General features: G+C 53.1%; 12 protein-coding genes and 3 pseudogenes. 8 read left to right on the plus strand and 7 right to left on the minus strand.

All coding sequences use genetic code 11. From position 1 onward, the window contains the following. Positions 1-50 precede the first annotated feature (50 nt). Entirely contained in the window at positions 51-914 is an 864-nt protein-coding gene (locus FDY98_RS18585; protein ID WP_027957029.1) for an ABC transporter substrate-binding protein, read from the plus strand. Between the two features lie 100 nt (positions 915-1,014). On the opposite strand, the gene FDY98_RS18590 is transcribed toward FDY98_RS18585, so the two are convergent. The 3 genes and pseudogenes from FDY98_RS18590 to FDY98_RS18600 form a co-directional block, all read right to left on the minus strand. After that, positions 1,015-2,718 carry a methyl-accepting chemotaxis protein gene (locus tag FDY98_RS18590; RefSeq protein WP_027957030.1) on the minus strand — a complete coding sequence of 568 codons (1,704 nt, stop codon included), beginning with the start codon at positions 2,716-2,718 and terminating at the stop codon, positions 1,015-1,017. 296 nt (positions 2,719-3,014) lie between these two features. Continuing rightward, positions 3,015-6,061, minus strand: a pseudogene (locus FDY98_RS18595) (efflux RND transporter permease subunit). Position 6,062: 1 nt separating this feature from the next. Next, entirely contained in the window at positions 6,063-7,157 is a 1,095-nt protein-coding gene (locus tag FDY98_RS18600; RefSeq protein WP_027957032.1) for an efflux RND transporter periplasmic adaptor subunit, read from the minus strand. A gap of 180 nt (positions 7,158-7,337) precedes the next feature. Between FDY98_RS18600 and FDY98_RS18605 the strand changes: the two genes are divergently transcribed. Further along, complete coding sequence (locus tag FDY98_RS18605; RefSeq protein WP_022521765.1) at positions 7,338-7,961, plus strand: TetR family transcriptional regulator; 624 nt, start codon at positions 7,338-7,340, stop codon at positions 7,959-7,961. Between the two features lie 38 nt (positions 7,962-7,999). On the opposite strand, the gene FDY98_RS18610 is transcribed toward FDY98_RS18605, so the two are convergent. From FDY98_RS18610 to FDY98_RS18620, 3 genes are all read right to left on the minus strand, one after another. Next, positions 8,000-8,860 carry an amino acid ABC transporter substrate-binding protein gene (locus FDY98_RS18610; protein WP_051430592.1) on the minus strand — a complete coding sequence of 287 codons (861 nt, stop codon included), beginning with the start codon at positions 8,858-8,860 and terminating at the stop codon, positions 8,000-8,002. A gap of 116 nt (positions 8,861-8,976) precedes the next feature. Further along, the gene (locus tag FDY98_RS18615) at positions 8,977-9,807 is read right to left on the minus strand and encodes an amino acid ABC transporter substrate-binding protein (protein WP_340147051.1); all 831 of its coding nucleotides are present in this window, start codon (positions 9,805-9,807) and stop codon (positions 8,977-8,979) included. Between the two features lie 36 nt (positions 9,808-9,843). Then, positions 9,844-11,085: a diguanylate cyclase domain-containing protein gene (locus FDY98_RS18620; RefSeq protein WP_340147052.1), complete on the minus strand. Its 1,242-nt coding sequence runs from the start codon at positions 11,083-11,085 to the stop codon at positions 9,844-9,846. Between the two features lie 446 nt (positions 11,086-11,531). On the opposite strand from FDY98_RS18620, the pseudogene codB reads away from it, so the two are divergent. The 3 genes and pseudogenes from codB (at position 11,532) to FDY98_RS18635 (ending at position 14,624) form a co-directional block, all read left to right on the plus strand. Further along, positions 11,532-12,792, plus strand: a pseudogene (codB, locus tag FDY98_RS18625) (cytosine permease). Between the two features lie 22 nt (positions 12,793-12,814). Then, positions 12,815-14,070, plus strand: a pseudogene (gene codA / locus FDY98_RS18630) (cytosine deaminase). Positions 14,071-14,147: 77 nt separating this feature from the next. Next, positions 14,148-14,624 (plus strand): YbaK/EbsC family protein, encoded by a 477-nt coding sequence (locus FDY98_RS18635; protein WP_027957037.1) that lies wholly within the window; start codon positions 14,148-14,150, stop codon positions 14,622-14,624. Positions 14,625-14,645: 21 nt separating this feature from the next. Here the strand turns inward: FDY98_RS18635 and FDY98_RS18640 are convergent, their stop codons facing one another. Next, the gene (locus tag FDY98_RS18640; RefSeq protein WP_027957038.1) at positions 14,646-15,095 is read right to left on the minus strand and encodes a GNAT family N-acetyltransferase; all 450 of its coding nucleotides are present in this window, start codon (positions 15,093-15,095) and stop codon (positions 14,646-14,648) included. Between the two features lie 92 nt (positions 15,096-15,187). On the opposite strand from FDY98_RS18640, the gene pdxR reads away from it, so the two are divergent. The 3 genes from pdxR to FDY98_RS18655 all read left to right on the plus strand — a co-directional run bounded on the left by pdxR (position 15,188) and on the right by FDY98_RS18655 (position 18,162). Beyond that, the gene (gene pdxR / locus FDY98_RS18645; RefSeq protein WP_035538748.1) at positions 15,188-16,663 is read left to right on the plus strand and encodes a MocR-like pyridoxine biosynthesis transcription factor PdxR; all 1,476 of its coding nucleotides are present in this window, start codon (positions 15,188-15,190) and stop codon (positions 16,661-16,663) included. A gap of 198 nt (positions 16,664-16,861) precedes the next feature. Further along, a complete protein-coding gene (pcsA, locus tag FDY98_RS18650; RefSeq protein WP_442905399.1) occupies positions 16,862-17,545 on the plus strand; it encodes a phosphatidylcholine synthase in 684 nt (227 codons plus the stop codon). A 14-nt stretch (positions 17,546-17,559) separates the two neighbouring features. Then, positions 17,560-18,162: a DNA-3-methyladenine glycosylase I gene (locus tag FDY98_RS18655; protein WP_022521751.1), complete on the plus strand. Its 603-nt coding sequence runs from the start codon at positions 17,560-17,562 to the stop codon at positions 18,160-18,162. The last annotated feature ends 13 nt before the right edge of the window (positions 18,163-18,175 follow it).

The raw sequence follows: 18,175 nt of genomic DNA on the forward strand, positions 1-18,175 counted from the left end.
AACATGAGAAAACATCGCATATAAAATTCTTTCTCACAAAAGGAAACCCAATGAAGTTCGCTACCACTACCACCGCTATACTCTTAGCAACTGCCAGCGCCACCGCGAGCGCCGACCAGCGAATCGCCACCTTCGACTTAGGCAGCCTGGATACGCTGGATGCACTAGGTTTAAACGAGCAGGTAGTGGGTGTACCGAAAGCCAGCCTGCCTGGCTATCTTGAGCAGTATGCAGCCGATGACGTCACCGATATTGGCGGCCTGCGCTCACCGGATATGGATGCCCTTGGCGAAAGCGAGCCTAGCCTGATTCTTTACACTGGCCGCCAGGGTGAGTGGGAAGAGGGGCTTGGCGAAATCGCCCCGCTGCTCAACACCAGCCTTCAGGGTGACGAATACCTGACTGCTTTTGACGCCAACGTACGCGAACTGGCGAGTCGTTTAGCAGTGGAAAGCAAAGCTGAAGAGGCGCTGGGAACACTGCACGCCGAGATTGAGATCCAGCGCGAAGCGCTAAGCAACGCTCCTCGCACTCTGGTGGTAACCCACAACGGCGGCAACCTGATGCTGAATCAGCACCCGGTCGTTCACGACGTGCTGGGCATAGCGACCGTTGAGATGCCTACTAGCGTGACATCAGAAACCCGCGGTACCCGTACCTTTACCCCGCTTTCACCTGAGGCGATTAGCGAAATTGATCCGCAGGTCGTACTGGTGGTTGATCGCAGCGCCGCGATTGGCGATGAGCCCGCCGATGCGGATGCCTTAGCGAAAACGCTCTTAGATGCGGGTGCTGAGAAAGCGCAGGTCGTTATGCTAACCCCCGCCCTGTGGTACCTCTCCGGCGGCGGCCTGCAGAGTCTGGCGCTGCAGGTTGAAGAAGTTGCTGCCGCGCTAAACTCGTCAGGTAACTAATCGCTCACTAAACCATTACCCCCTCTTAACGAGGGGGTAATGCAACCTAAATAGCGAGGAACCTAAGCGGTGAGAAATCGAAGAGGCGAAAAAAGTTAGCTTAAAAAGCTTCCCAATCACCTTCAGCGCTAGCCCTGGTTTTGCTGCTGGTTTGGCTACGCGTCGCTGGCCGCATCAGCGCTGGTGTCTGTTGAGATGAGTGTTGTGGCGTGTGCTGGGGCGAGGTAAGCGGGGCGTGTTGCGTACGGCTCTCCCCTTCAGTTAAACGAAAAGCCGAGACAACGCTTTCAAGCCGCGCCGCCTGTTCTTCCAACGAGCTGGCCGCTGACGACGCCTGCTGAACCAGGGCCGCGTTCTGCTGGGTCACTTCATCCATTTGGGCAACCGCTTGGTTGACCTGCTCAATGCCCGAACTCTGCTCCTGAGAAGCCGCGGAGATTTCATCCATAATATCGGTCACCCGGCGCACAGAGGAGACCACATCCCGCATCGTAGCACCGGCGCTTTCGACTAATGCTGAGCCCTCTTTCACCTGGGTGGATGACGCCTCAATCAGTGCTTTGATCTCTTTGGCGGCATCGGCACTGCGGCTGGCCAGGTTACGCACTTCACTCGCCACCACGGCAAAACCACGACCCTGTTCGCCTGCCCGCGCTGCTTCCACAGAAGCATTGAGTGCCAAGATATTGGTTTGAAAGGCGATAGAGTCGATAACGGTAATAATATCCGCCACTTTTTGCGAGCTGCTAGAAATACCGTGCATGGTGGTAATCACTTGCTCAACCACTTCACCACCGTTGCTTGCAGTGCTTGAGGCATCGTTCGCCAACTGGCTGGCCTGGCGGGCGTTATCGGCATTCTGTTTAACGGTAGCGGTTAACTGCTCCATGCTGGCGGCGGTTTCCTGCAGGGAAGACGCCTGCTGCTCGGTACGCGAGGATAGATCCGAGTTACCACTGGCAATCTCACGCGCCCCGATATGAATCGAACCGCTGCTATCGCGTACCTCAGAAACGGTTTTAACCAAATTACTTTGCATATGCTGCATAGCACTAAACAGCTTGCCGATCTCATTGCTACCACGGTCATCTACTTTACCAGAGAGATCATTTTGGGCAATACGCTCAAAATGCTCCACTGCTTCGTTTAGTGGTTTTACAATAGAGCCCACCATCGCGATGCGAACAAACAGAACGATTAACGCGGCAATCAAAAGTACAGCGATATCAATATAAGTAAGAAACTGCATGCCGCTCTCATAATCGGCAATCATCGACTTGTTTCGTTCAGCCCGATGATCATTGTAAGCACTAACAGACTCAATTAACTGCTGATTTAAGTCACTCACCATTTCCCTTGCGGTATTAAACTGACTGCTGTTACCCGTATTTAATGCCTCCTCTAAGGGGATAATCCCCCGTTGGATCAAGCTCTCATAGGTGGCAGTCACGGTATCAGAAAGTGCCGACTCAGGCTTGGTGGCTTCAAACTCTGTAAAGTAATCTTGCGCAACTCGCTGAGCATCTTGGGCCCGAGCCAGGTAGTCACGGAATGAACTGGCATCACCTTTCTCAAACGCATCGAAGCTACTAACGTAGAAAAGCTGAGCGTAGGCTATGGATCGTTGACTGCGGCTAAGCGCTAAAGTGCGATCACCTGATAGGTCAAGCTCTTTTAACGAAGTACTGCCCTCTTCGCCTGCCTGATAGCCTAGAAAAGCAATGGTTATTATTAATAATGAAAAGATGGCCAAAACAAGGGTTAAACCCAGTTTGACGGATAGATTACTAAGTACACGATTCATATGCGGAATGCCTCCAGGCCAGATCCATTAGCTTTTGGCAATTTATATAATCTAGCTAGAGCACTTCCAGCGGCTTTAGATTAACTTAAATCGACCAATATCTTTTACGAGGTACTGCTATCGGCCTGGGCAGCATAGACTTTAGTCTAGTTTGAAAATTATTTTCACAAATGAAAATAGAAACGATTTGCAAACAGCAGTGAGCGAAGTGGTAGGCGCATTGAATATCGGTGCAGAGGCTATCTTAGCCGTGGATTGGTCAAGGCCACGGCTAAGATGAAAGAAGTCTGCTCGAGTTATTGATCAGGATGTATGCGAATCCGGTAGAGCACGCAGTAAACTACCGGCAGTACGATTAAGGTTAATAGCGTGGCGACACCCAGGCCACCGATCAGCGCGACCGCCATGCTGGCGAAAAAGGCATCGCTAATTAGCGGGATCATGCCCAACATGGTGGTCAGCGCGGCCATGGCGACCGGACGCACGCGGCTGACCGCAGCTCGCACCACAGCGTGGTAGCGGTCTTGATGCAACGGCAGTTGCACGTTGATCTCCTCTACCAACACGATGGCATTTTTGATTACCATGCCGATCAAGCTCAGCGTACCCAGCAGAGCCATAAACGAGAAAGGTAACCCGGTAACCAACAACGCGCCCACTACGCCAATAATCGTCAGCGGTACCAGCGACCAGATAGCCAACGGCTGGCGGAAGTTATTGAACAGCACCACAGTGAGAATAAACATCATCACTATGCCCAGCGGCAGTGAGGAAAATAACCCACTCTGCGCTTCGCCAGCGGTCTCAAACTCACCACCCACTCCAACCGGTAACCTGCCGGTAGATCCAAGGCCTCCACCCTTGGGCGAATGTCGGCCAATACGCTGGCTGCGGTCACCCCGCTTAGCGGATCCGGCTCACCATACACCGCCAGCATGCGTTCGCGATTGCGGCGCATAATCAGTGGATCCGCCACCTGTGTGGTGGTATCGCCGATGACTTGATCGGCGGAGATATAGCGGTTTTGCTCTGCGCTCCAGACGTTAAGTGAGCCTAGGTTATCCACATCGTGACGCTGTGCGGGGATTGCCCGCGCCACTATCGGAATCAGGTCGCTGCCGTCGCGGTAAATGCCCACCTGGCTGCCACTGGTACTTAGCGCCAGGGTGCTGGCCAGGTCTTCACGGGTCACACCCAGCCTACGTGCAGTATCTTCAAGAAAAACGGGCTCAATCGCCTGCACGCGGTTACGCCAACTGGTGCGCACGCTGGTCAAATTCGGTGTATCAAGGAACATGGCCTCAACCTGATCGCCCAACTGGCGAAGCACCGCTGGATCGCTGCCGTAGAAGCGCGCCTCTAGCTTGGCTTTGGGAGCGGGGCCGACCTCCAACGGGGCGATTTTGTAGTCGATATCGCTATGATCCCGCTCCAACACTTGCTCTACGTCAGCCATGCGGTCGTGTTGAGTCGCTTTATCGTCGGTTTCGACAATCAACTGCGCATAGCTTGCATAGCGGTCTTCCGGTGAATAGGTGAGGTTAAAGCGCTGCGCTCCGCCGCCCACGGTGGTGGTCAGGTGGCGAACGCCGTCCATCTCCATCACGCTCTTTTCAAGCTCGCTAACGCGGCGTTGGGTTTCGAGAATATCGGTACCTTCCGGCGTGCGATAATCGACAAAAAAGATCGGCGTATTAGAGGCCGGAAAGAAGGAATTTTTAACCGAACCAAAGCCGACCACCGCGCCAGCCAATATCGCTACCATCAGCGCCAAGGTTAACCAGCGCCAACGAATACCGGTGATAATGACACGGCCTACAAAACGATAAACCACGCCTTTATAGGGGTCTTCCTGTCCATCGCCGGGGGCAACATTGCGGAAAAACAGCTTGAAGTAGAACGGCGTTAACGTCAGCGCCGTGATCCAGCTCAGCAGTAGCGAGTAGAGCAGCACGAAAAATAACGAGCCGATAAACTCACCGGTGGTGTCTGGCGATAAACCGATGGGCGCAAAGGCTGCAATCGCGATCAGCGTTGCGGCCAGCAAGGGCCAGGCATTTTGGCGAACCACTTGATGCGCCGAATCACGAATCGTGCTGCCGCGCTTTAACCCCACCAGCATGCCTTCGGTGACCACAATGGCGTTATCTACCAGCATTCCCAGGGCGATAATCAGCGCCCCCAGCGAGATCTTTTCCAGCTGCAAACCATGAAAGCGCATCAACATAAAGGTGCCAATAATGGTGATCAGCAGGATAAAGCCCATTAACAGACCACTGCGCCAGCCCATAAACAGCATCAACACCACGATCACGATAGCCACCGCCTGGATCAAGCTGACCAGGAAACCGGATACTGCGTCATCGACCACCTGGGGCTGGTTATAAACGACATTCAGCTCCATACCCAGTGGTGTGCGGGTTTGCAGTTCATCCAGACGCTGCTGTAGCCGTTCTCCCACCTCGACAACATTCACTCCGCTTTCAAAGGAGACGCCCAACGAGATCGCCGGCCTGCCCATATCGCGGTAAAGCTGCTGGGGCTGCTCCGCCAGCTCGCGGCTCACATCGGCAATATCGCTCAGCCGCACCAGTTCACCGTCGCCCTCACTGACAATCAGGGCGCGCAGAGCTTCAATATCTGCCGCACTGCCCGTGGGGGTGATACGAAAACGGCGGCCATCCTGTTTAAGATGCCCTGAGTCTGCCACTGCATTTTGGGTCTCAAGCAGTTGCTGTAATCGTGTTAACGGAATATTCAGTGCGCGCAGGCGTTCGCGATCAACTTCGATATAGATGCGCTCTTCGTGCTCACCGCTTAGCGACACCTTCGCGACGCCCTTCACCAAAGCGAGCTCGCGCTTGAGAAAATCAGCATGGTCAGCCAGATCCGGCATGCTATAGCCATCGCCCGTCAGGTTGACCATGAAACCAAATACATCGCCAAAGTCGTCATTTACGCGAGATTGACTCGCACCCGGCGGAAGCGCGGCCTGGGCATCCTGTACTTTACGGCGCAGCGAATCCCATAATTGCTCCAACTCCTCGTTCTGCACCGTACTTTCGAGTTCAACGGTGATCTGCGATAGGCCATCAGAACTCACCGAGCTAACCCGTTTGATCGATGACATCTCCTGAATTGACTCTTCGAGTGTCGAAGTGACTTCCTGCTCTACCTCTTCAGGCGTCGCACCAGGGTACTGCGTGGTGATCAGCGCATTGCGAATGGTAAATTCGGGGAACTCCAACTGGCCCATGCCCAAAAACGACAGCGCGCCACCCGCCAGCAGCACCACGGTCATTAAATAGCTGGTCGCCCGGTGGCGTAGAAAGTAGTCGACCATGTTAAAGCCCCTGCTCTTTTTCCCACGGGGTCACCCTGGTGTCCTCGGTTAAACGGTGGGCTCCGGCCGCCACAACGCGATCGCCCGCTGCCAACTTTCCGCTAACTTCCAGGCCGTTTGAGGTTAACCGACCGACCTCCACCGGCACCGCTTCCACGTTTTCTGGCTCGATGAAGCGCCATACCTGAGCCTGGTCGGGATCATCACCGGCATAGCTCACCGCATCAGTGGGCAGTAGCCACAGCGGGGTGCTATTTTCGGTTTGCAGCGAACTCAAATCGAGCCGCACATTGGCACTCATACCGTCTAACAGGGTGATATCGTCCGGCTGGGGCAGCGTTAGGGTGACTTCATAAGCCAAACTCTGTGCGCTGGCTTGGGTGGTGTAAGAGGCTAGCTGGGCAAGATAGGGTTTATCGCTATTACCAAAGCGCACTTCAAACGCCAACGCATCACCGAAGGGCGTTCCATTATTTCGCGGTATGCGCTGCACGATCTGCTCGGGCAGATGAAACACCACGTCTAGCTGCCCTGGCTGCTGGATCACCGCGACCGTTTCTTGAACTTGAACTATCTGGCGGTTATCCACTGGCACCTGGGCAATCACACCATCGTAAGGGGCGCGTAGCTTTGTATGCTCGACCTGCTCTTGTGCCTGTTCGAAGGTGGCCCGGGCGGCCCGCCACTCGCTTTCCGACTCATCAAACTGGGATTGGCTAACCGCCCCACGCTGCAGGGTATAGCGCATGCGTTCTAGCGTTGCCTCGGCGAGCTCCAAGCGCGAGCGGGCGCTGTCCAGCTCGCTTTGCACATTGCGATCATCAATGCGCGCAATCACCTCGCCTTCGCTCACCTGTTGGCCGGGGCTCACATTGAGCTCCAATAATTCCCCGGCCATACGAAATGACAAATTGCTGCGCGTAGAGGCTTCCACCCGCGCGGGAAACTGCCGTAAGGCCGTAGCATTTGCCGACTGCAGTGTCATCAATTTTACCGGTCGTGTGGCATCAGTCGACTGCGCCTGGGGTTGCTCACAGCCCGTTAGCACAAGCAGAGCCAGTATGATGGGCAGTGAACGGAGAAGAGTAACGGGCACGAGTAGCTCCTTGATGGCGGTCAGTGATGATTTTCAAACCTGCATTCAGGGTACAAGTTGAATAATATAGTCACCTCACTGACATTCATGAATGTCAGTGAGGTGTATAATAATCACCCACCCGCGACTTTGCTATCCATCACTGCCAAAATACCGCTTATTTTAATAATAGGAGCCGCTATGTCCCGTCGTAAGGCCGACGCCGAACGTACCCGAGAAATCATTCTGGACGCGGCAGAGACCACCTTTTTAGCCCAAGGCGTTTCGCGTACCACCTTGGCGCACATCGCCCAGGCAGCAGGCGTGACACGAGGGGCCATTTATTGGCACTTTGAAGACAAAGCTGCATTGTTCGATGCACTCTTGGAACGCGTGCGTGTCCCTCTGGATGAAATTGTCGATGAGGTGGTGGAACACCTAGGCTCAGCACCGGCAGACTGCTTACGCGACATTGCTCTACGCTCGCTGGCAGCCATTTCCCACGACCTGCCACTGCAGAGAGCAGCCACCATCGTGTTGCACCGCTGCGAGAAACTGGAAGAGGAGCACCCGCGGATTTGCATGATCACTCGACTCTCTGAGCACGCAGAGGCGCGAGTAGAGCAATTGTTTGAACAGGCCCAAATCGCTGGCACTTTACGCGCTGACTTAACCCCAGCCAGCGCCCGGCGCCAATTTCATGGCTTTTTGATTGGCGTCTGTTTCGACTGGCTGCAGGATCCCCAGCAGCATTCTCTGGCGGATGAGAGCAGTGGTATCGTGGAAACGTTAATGCGTGGTTTATTTAACACTCAAACCGTATGAACCTGCGCTAAATCTTAATCTATATTTATCTAATGCACTTAATCTGCGTTTATCTCGCGAGGGGTGGCAAAGTGCTCAGCCAAGACGGCACTCATTGGTACATTAAGCGTAATGTCTTTGCCAGGGAGAGGTTGCTGAAACCACCGTTCGTAAAGCAACGGCATTTCCGGACTGGTATAAATATGTTCGAGGGCTTTATTTACCTCTGCTGCAAAGGCATCGTCGCCCAATTGCATTAAAAAACCGAGAGGCTCTATCGACGTAATGGCTTCTTCGGAAAGCGCGTACGCGTCAGGGTGATCGGACTCAGCAATCATTGTGCTTAGTAATATATCATCCATTGCAAAAGCCGCTACGCGCCCATCAGCAACTAAATCAAACGCTTCCTGCAATGTACCTACGGGCACCACCGATAAATTCAGTTGGCGTTCTCGATTTACCTGATTAATCTGGCTGACATTGACGGTGCCACGCGCCACGCTCACGCTACGCCCGGCCAAGTCCTCCAAGGTGGTAAAGCCATTTTCCTTCAGGGCCACATAACGCACCGAGACAAAGAAATGGCTAAGTGCAAACTGCGCGCTCTGCCGCCGCTGTTGTGTATTAGTACTGGCATTACACTCAATATCGATATCGCCACTATTGAGCAGTTGCACCCGGTTACTGGGTGTACGATACACATAGGCTATCTCAAGAGAAGGCAGACCTAACTGCACTTGCAGCTGTTTCGCTAAGCGTTGGCAAATATCGATAGAGTAACCGACGACGTTACCCTGACTATCTAAATAAGAGAATGGCGCTGTATCACCATAGCCAACCCTTAACACGCCGGTTGCTTCTATGCGTTCAAGCGAATCGATAGGTGTCGTTGCATGTGCTGCTTCTCCACCAGACATCATTACCAGCAAACTACACCACCCAAGCAATAAACTTCGGCGCATAACACACCTCCTCTACTCTATGTACTGCTCAGGATTGGCGAAAATAGCGGCAAGCGCTGGCGCTAGCGGCAAGTTCAATACTCGGTTATCGGAGGGAGAGGCTGCAAAAACCATTTTTCATAAAGAGTGTGAATAGTTTCACTCTGATAAATGTTACGCAGTTCCTTATTGACCAGCTCAACAAAAACAGGATCATCAGGCGGCATCATTAAGCCATAGGGCTCGGCACTACTCAGTGTTGCTTGAGAAATATGAAAAGCGGCAGGGTCAACGGCAGACGAAACCAAACCTGCTAACAAAACCTCATCCATCACAAACGCGGAAGCCTGTCCTGAAGCCACCATATCAAAGGCTTCTTCATGATTACGGCTTAGCATTACCGATATTGCTAGCCCCTCGGTGCGATTGAGTTCGTTGAGCTGGGCAATATTGATAGTGCCCGTTGTTGATACCACGCTGCGGCCCGCCAAATCCTGCAAACTGTCCATATGCTGCTCGGCGAGGGATACATAGCGCGTTGCGGTCAGAAAATGAGGGTATGAAAAAGCGGCCTGACGGCGACGTTCAGAGGTATTGGTGGTCACTCCACACTCGATATCCACTTCACCATTACGTACTAATATGAACCGATTTGCAGGCGTTACCGGCACATAATTTACCTTGAGATCACCTAAGCCCAATGTTTCCTCCAGACCTTCGATGACGTTTAGGCACAGGTCAATCGCATAGCCTGTTGGCTGGTCGTTAACCAGGTAGGAGAAGGGGGCTTCGCTGGTACGATGGCCGATAGTAATCTCACCAGCAGACGCAATACGCGACAATGTCGGCGAGGAGTCGATCTCCTCACCAGCAGCGGCACCTTGCCACATCGCACTGGTCATTAATAACGCTACTAGCCACTTCATAGGCTTACCTTTGTTCAATGATCCCGGAATCCATTGTCATCCCGCGGCATAGAGCATATAACGGTCGCGCCCTTTCGCCTTGGCCGCATAGAGCGCCAGATCTGCGTGACGCAGCAGATCGTGGCTATTGCGGCCATCAGCGGGCGCGGTTGCAATGCCAACACTCACTCCAATGTTAATTTCCTGGTTATTAAACTGATACGGTTCACGTAGAACAGACACAATTGCTTCTGCCAGTACTTTTGCCTCATTGGTGGCACTACGCACAACGCGTTGAATGATGGCAAACTCATCGCCACCAAGGCGCGCCACCAAATCATCGTCGGTCAGCAGCCCCTGCACCCGCTGACTAACTTCAACGAGCAAAGCATCACCCGCCGCGTGCCCCAGACTATCGTTAACTGCTTTAAAATGGTCAAGATCAAATAGCATGACATTAAATACGTCGCCTTGAAGCAGTGAGTGCACAGCGGTTTTTAAAGCATTATTTAATTGCACGCGGTTGGGCAATTTGGTCAGCTCATCATGATGAGCAAGATGCTGAAAGCGCAGCGCTTCGTCTTTAACTTCAAGTAAGTGTTCACGCTCAATGACTTTCTTACGAAGCGCATCTATGGCCTTTGCCATCCGGCCAATTTCATCGTTACGGTCGGTATAAGGCGTGCTGTCAGCAGTCTGGTTTTTAGCGATTTCGGTGAGCGACTTAATTACTGGCACGGGTGTAAATAACTGACGCATCAAAACAGTGACTAGCAGGGCTGTTGCGACCAATACCACCAGTAGCGCTACAAATGCTTTACTGATCAGATCATTACGCATCTGATACAGCCCACCTTTCTGGCCTATAGTGGCTACCAGCACGCCTAACAGTTGACCATCAGGAGTAACAATGGGCAGCGAACTAATGAAGTGCTCTTCATTGCCAATGCTGGCAAATCCAACATAAAAATCAACGGCATCCGCTTTTGTTTGCCATGTATCTACCGCCAAGTTGGCAGGTGAGTCTGATGGTGTGTTAAGCGCATCAGCCACTACGGTGAGAGAACCTTCTGATGACTTAGTGAACAACCATACGTTGTTACGTGTTTGTGCACTTGCTAACGCTAATACATCAATCGGGCTAAACCCAGTTTCCAGAACCGACTCTTCATCGCCAATTGGGCGCTGGGAAATGATATGCGTGACTTGACCCGTGCCATCGGTCTTAACCGCCACGGACGTATAAATACGCCTAATAGTCGCGCTCACTATCTGGGCATTCACCTGCGCTTCGCGCAACCACTGCTCCCGAGCCCCACGCTCAACCATAAAAAAACCTGACAGCGCCCCCGTTACATACGCAAACAGCACGCCCATCAGCATAAACATCACCACCTTACCCACCAGGGTATGATGCCAAGGAAGTTTAGCCGCAGGCAGTGAAGCACTCCTATGCTGGGGTTCTGGCATCTACTCCGGTTCCTTCATGGCTATAGCTGCAGCGGGCGTGTCTGGCCGTAATCACAATGAGCGATCATTTTTTTAACAAACAAGCTTTTTTGACCACTATTTTATTCGGCAAACGTACACAAACAATTAGGTTTTATTTACTAAAGTATCATTAAAATGAGTGGGCATGTCTTAAAAAATGACAAGCGTAATCATTCTTATTGACATACCCTTTTGGCATATCTCTTGCTTTATAAATAGCTAACAGGTTCGCTGATTTATATTAGGAGGGCGTGATGCATCATTCTGACTATCCACTCAGTGAAGTCCCTACCAGCGCCCGCAAGGGCCTGCTATCTACCTCGGCAGTACTGCTTGGGTTTACGTTTTTCACCGCCACCATGTGGGCGGGCGGCACGTTAGGCCAAGCCTTTCCGATTGGCCAACTGCTATGGATCATAGCGATTGGTAACTTGCTGCTGGGGGTGTATGCGGCAGCCCTCGCCTATATTGCTTGTAAAAGCGGGCTCAATTCGGTGCTGATGGGACGCTTCTGCTTCGGCGAAAAAGGCAGCAAACTCTCCGACTTTATTCTCGGTTTTACCCAGATCGGCTGGTACGCCTGGGGCACTGCCACGATTGCCCTAGTGTTAGTACGCACCACCGGGATGCCTGAATGGCTGGAAATCCCCTTAATGGTGCTGTTTGGGTTTGGTTTCTGCGTGACCGCCATGATTGGCTATAAAGGTATGGACTGGCTGTCGCGCTTTGCTGTCCCGGCCATGATGCTATTTATATTGATCAGCCTGTTCACGGGGCTGGTGGATGTGCGCGGTTTTGCAGGGTTAAGCCAGCAAACGCCCACGGAGAGTATGAGTGTGGCGGCTGCGATTACCGTGATTATCGGTACCTTTATTAGCGGCGGTACCCAAGCGACTAACTGGAGCCGCTTCTCCAAAACACCGAAAATTGCCGTGATCGCGACCCTGGCGGCCTTTTTTGTCGGTAACGGCTTAATGGTGCTGACCGGTGCACTTGGCACCATGATTTACCAGCAGGCGGATATTGTGGATGTATTGATCGCTCAGGGCTTTGTCACCATCGCCGTGCTGATGCTGTTCCTGAATATCTGGACAACCCAGGACAACACTATCTACAACTTCGCCGTGGCGGGCTGTAATTTGCTGCGCACCGAAAAGCGCCGCCTGGTCACTGTGGGTGGCGCGGCGATTGGCACCGTGCTGGCGGTGGGCGGTATGTATAACCTACTCATCCCATTTCTGGTGTTACTCGGCACCTTTATACCGCCCATGGGCGGGGTGATCATGGCGGACTTTTGGCTCAAGCATAAAGGCCGCTACCCACATTGGATAAAGCACAACTACCCGACTTCAACCGCCGAGGGTTAGCTGCGTATGCGCTGGGCGCCGGGGCCGCTACTTCTCCCCGTTACTGCCACCACTGGTAGGTGTTGTAGTGGCAGCAGGAAGCTACGCCGTGCTGCTTCGTTTAAACCACGTTACGCTGAGCGATACGTTTCCCTCTACTGCGAAGTAATAAAATAAGTGAGCCTTGTTATATGAGCATGCAGATTCTTAACGCCCGTTTGCGCCAGCGTCCTGAGCTTTACCGACTTGAGATTGAGAACGGCACGTTCACAGCGATTACCGAGCAAGACATGCCGCAAACAGCGAGCGAAGGGCAGATTGATGCGGGCGCCAAGCTCATTTGTGCGCCGTTTATTGAGCCCCATATCCATTTGGACGCCGCCCTTACGGCAGGTGAGCCAAGCTGGAACCAGAGCGGCACGCTGTTTGAAGGCATTGAGCGCTGGGGCGAGCGTAAGCCTATGCTCACCGAAGCGGATATTCGCGAGCGCGCGCTTAAAACCCTAAACCTGCTAATCGGCAACGGCGTTCAGTTTGTGCGCACCCACGCCGACACCAGCGACCCTAGCCTGATTGGGCTTAAAACCCTGTGCGCCTTGCGCGACGAGTTAAAAGATAAAATTGATATTCAGGTAGTCGCCTTCCCTCAAGATGGCCTGCTCTCTTACCCAGGCGGCGATCGGCTGATGGAGGAGGCACTAGAGATCGGCGCCGATGTGGTGGGCGGCATCCCCCACTTCGAATACACCCGTGAGCTGGGCGTGGCCTCCATGAAGCGAGTGATCGAATTGGCGATCAAGTACGACCGCCTGGTGGATGTGCACTGTGACGAGATTGACGACCCCAACTCACGCTTTCTCGAAGTACTGGCCTGCGAGGCGCTGTTTAATGATTTGGGCAGCCGCGTTACCGCCAGTCACACCACGGCGATGCACTCCTACGACAATGCTTACTGCTCCAAGCTGTTTCTGCTGCTAAAACGCTCGGGTATTAACTTTGTCTCCTGCCCTACCGAAAGCATCCACCTGCAGGGGCGCTTTGACACCTACCCGAAACGGCGCGGAGTGACGCGTGTTAAGGAGCTCAACGCAGCGGGCATTAACGTCTGCTTTGCCGAGGACTCCATATTCGATCCCTGGTACTCCTTGGGGAATGGCAAGCTGTTGCGAACGCTGGATTTTGGCCTGCATATCTGCCAAATGATGGGCTATCAGGACTTCAGCCAGGCACTTTCACTGATTACCGACAACAGCGCCCGCACGCTCAATATTGAAGAGCGTTACGGCATCGAGGTCGCGGCAAACCCGCCAGCTTCAACCTGTTGGAGGGCGAGGATGACTACAGCGTGCTGCGCACCCAGGGCGAGGTGCTGCTTTCCGTACGCCACGGCGAGATCATCATGCAGCGTGAGCCTGCCAAAATCACCACGCCCCAGTGGCTTGGCTAATCCACCAAAGGCACGTTAGATTAGTCATTGAACCGTCTAATGTTACCGACGAATGTTAATGACCGAGGAAATCCAAGATGGGCATCGAAACCGTTCGCCAGTTTTTTGCCGAGCACGCGCCGGATGTAAACATCGAAGAGCTTGAAACCAGTACTGCCACGGTACAACTTGCCGCTGATGCCCATGGCGTAGCACCAGGTCAAATTGCCAAAACCCTAGCGTTCAAAGTCGGTGACAAACCGCTACTCATTGTGGCCAGTGGCGATGCGCGTATCGACAACCGCAAAATTCGCGATACCTTCGGCGGCAAGGCCAAAATGCTCGACGCCGAAACGGTGATGGAACTGACCAGCCACCCGGTTGGCGGCGTTTGTCCCTTCGGCCTCGCCACCGACCTGCCGGTTTACTGCGATGAATCGCTCCACGCCTATGACGAAGTGCTGCCCGCCGCTGGTTCGCCCACTAGCGCCGTACGCCTAAGCCCCAAGCGTCTGGCCGAACTGGTCAATGCCGAGTGGGTGGATGTGTGTAAGTTGCCGGAGAATGCCACTTAAGCACGCATCTATAACCTTTTATTATTTAACGTCCAGTAAATAACCATAAAACGCCGTATTACGCTGCCAGCCCAATGATTCATAAAGGTGTTGGGCGCGTTCGTTCTCTACCTGCGTCATTAATATCAATCGTGCGACGCCGTGATCATGGGCAAGCTGGGTGGCGGCTTCCATTAACGCTCTGCCAGTGCCCTTATCGCGACACTCTGGCAGCACAAAGAGGTCATTTAGCGTCCAGCGGGCATTTAAGCCCACCGTGGAAACACCTGGGTAAAGTTGCACAAACCCAGTGAGCATGCCTTCGCTATTCTCGCTAACCAGAATGAATGAATCCCCTAGCCCCATGCGTTGATCTAAAAAATCATGCGCCGCCTGAATATCACTCGGTTGCTTATAAAACTGACGATAGCCATCAAGTAATGCGCTAAGAGGCTCTAAGTCATTGAGTACCGCCGAACGAACATTAACCATAACGACTGCTCCCTTTGAGTGGTGATTCAACACAGCTTGCCGTCATAGTGGTCTATGATAAAGAGCCACTTATCGCTAAATTGAGGGAACCAGTGAAAAGACGTGACGCTGCCAGCGACTGGATTGCGGAGGCGCTAGCGCTAAGGCTAACTGCGAATGAAGCAGCCACACTTGTTCAGCAGCTTTACTGCTCGCTTAAGGAGTGGATTCAACACGGTGAGCTGACGGCTGGCGATACGCTTCCCTCTTCCCGCTACTTGGCTCGCGCTTTGGGTATTAGCCGTAATACGGTGCTGGCCACCATGGATCGGCTACTGGCGGAAGGGTTACTGATTGCCCGCCAGGGAGCAGGGCTCTATGTGGCGAACCTCCCCGCGCTGTTAACCAGAGCCGAGCTTCCACCACCTTTGCCTGTCCGCTACTCAAGCCGGGGTAACAAGCTATTAACACTAAGCGGAACGTTGAGCCACGGCCATCGCGCCTTCGCCCCAGGCGTCCCGGCGCTCGACCTGTTTCCCCGCGAGCAGTGGCAGCGCCTTCTACGGCGTCACTATTATCACGCGGAAATGGCATGGATGGATTATCAAACCAGCGGTGGTCTACCTGTACTCAAAGCGGCTCTTTGTGACTATCTAAGACTCTCCCGCGCGGTGCGCTGCCAACCAGAACAGATTGTGATTACCCAAGGCGCCCAGCAGGCGTTTGAACTGATTACCCAACTACTCACCGATCATGGGGATTCGGTTTGGATGGAGGAGCCGGGTTACGGTGGCGCCCAAGCCTGTTTTCTGGCGTCGGGATTAACGGTAACTCCCATCCCCGTCGATAAAGAAGGGTTAAACCCGTCACTTGCCCCTAAGAATGCGCCAGCACCTCGGCTAATTTACGTGACACCCTCCCACCAATATCCCAGCGGCGTTACCATGCCAGTCCCCAGGCGACTGGCGTTACTTGAGTATGCTTCTCGCGCTGGTAGTTGGATCATTGAAGACGATTACGACAGCGAATTTCGTTACGGCACGCCGCCGACTCCCTCTCTACAGGGTCTTGCCGAACAGGCATCGGTTATTTATGTCGGTACCTTTAGCAAAGTGCTCTATCCCGGCTTACGCTTAGGCTATTTGGTGCTGCCTGATACACTTGCCCACGACTTCAGACGTGCCCATGCCCGACTGCACCGTGAAGGTAACTATCCAGTGCAATCGGCGCTTGCTGAATTTATTACCAGCGGGCATTTTACTCGCCACATCGCCCGGATGCGGGCGGCCTATCGTCAGCGACAAGCGTGTTTACGCACGGCATTAACGCCTGCAGTGGCCGCTGGGCTTCGGCTTTCTGACGGCCATGCGGGTATGCATCTATTAGCTGAACTCGATACTATCGAGGAAGAAGAGATGCTCGTTAAGCGTGCCAGTGAAGCAGGCATTACGCTTTCTCCACTTTCCCGCTATTACCTTTCCGAGAATAAGCGCCCTGGGTTAGTGCTTGGCTATGCGGGCTCGACTGAAAGCGAACTAATGAACGCAGGTGAGTGGTTAAGTGAGGCATGGCGGCGCTTACACCATTAGTTAATGCATAGCGTGTGAAGTCCAGTATCAATCACGTCATCACAGGATAGGCTTCCGACATATTCTCTGGAAGCATTCTTGTAGTAGTGTATCTTTCTTTACAGGCTTATTTATAAATTCAATTTAAAGGGGACCCACGTTCCCAATGGGGTTAATGTGGTTCAATTACTCTCTTCGCACACAGAATCCCGCACCTCGATATGGAAGGCATGGAGCGTGCACATATTTACCGCCAGCGGCGTGCTACTCGGCACCATGGCGCTGCTCGCTCTGGTCGACAATAATCCAGTCGCCTGCCTGCTCTGGTTAGGTGCCGCGATGATGATCGATGGAATCGATGGCACCCTGGCCCGCAAGTATGAAGTGAAGGCCATACTGCCCCATTTCGATGGTTCAACACTCGATATGGTGATTGATTACCTGACCTGGGCCTTTATCCCTGCCCTTTTCATCTACTACTTTATTGAGTTGCCGCCCAATTTTGCACTGCTCTCAGTATTCATTATTCTGCTTTCATCGATGTTCTGTTTCTGCAATGTTGATATGAAAAGCCAGGATAATTACTTCGTTGGCTTTCCTGCCGCCTGGAATATCGCCGCAGCCTATTTCTATATTCTCGATTTCCCGCCTTTTATCACCTTTGCCGCTATCACCTTTCTGGCCATCCTCACCGTGACTAATATGAAATTCCTCCACCCCTTTCGGGTGCGCCAGTTCATGCCGCTCAATATCACCGTCACACTCGTATGGTGCGCATGTATAACATCGTTAGTACTCTCCAGCCCCGAGCACGCCGCCTGGGCATTATGGGGGTGGGGGATTACATCGGTTTATTTCATCGGCATATGCCTATGGCGTACTGCCCAAGAGTGGTTCAATTGATAGGTGAGCAGTTGATGGACAACGATTTTATCGCCCCCGATGGGCATCCCCGCTGCAAGTGGTGTGGCGGCGCGGCAGAGTTTCTGCCCTATCACGATAATGAGTGGGGCTTCCCGGTAGACGATGATCAGCGGCTATTCGAGAAGCTCTGCTTAGAGAGCTTTCAATCGGGCTTAAGCTGGCGCACGATTCTTAATAAACGCGACAACTTTCGCGCCGCTTTTCACCGCTTCGACTTCCATCAAGTCGCCAGCTTTAATGAAGATGATGTGCAGCGTTTACTCCAAGATGCAGGCATTATTCGCCACCGCGGAAAAATCGAAGCGACCATCAACAACGCCCAACGTGCAAAGGAAATGGTTGAGCAAGAAGGCTCTTTGGCCGCTTTTTTCTGGCGCTATGAGCCGACCGAATTAGCGACACCACAGACTCAGACCACCTCGCCCGAATCCGTAGCAATGGCGAAAGAACTGAAAAAGCGCGGTTGGAAATTCTTCGGCCCCACCACCGCTTTTGCCTTTATGCAGGCAATGGGGCTGCTCAACGACCACTCGCTAAACTGCATTACACGCGAACGCGTAGAGCAGTCGCGGCAGCAGTTTCAGCGACCCGGCTAAAGCTATCTATTAG

It is taken from the genome of Halomonas sp. PA16-9, from assembly GCF_009728585.1.
GTDB classification, from domain to species: Bacteria; Pseudomonadota; Gammaproteobacteria; order Pseudomonadales; family Halomonadaceae; genus Vreelandella; species Vreelandella titanicae.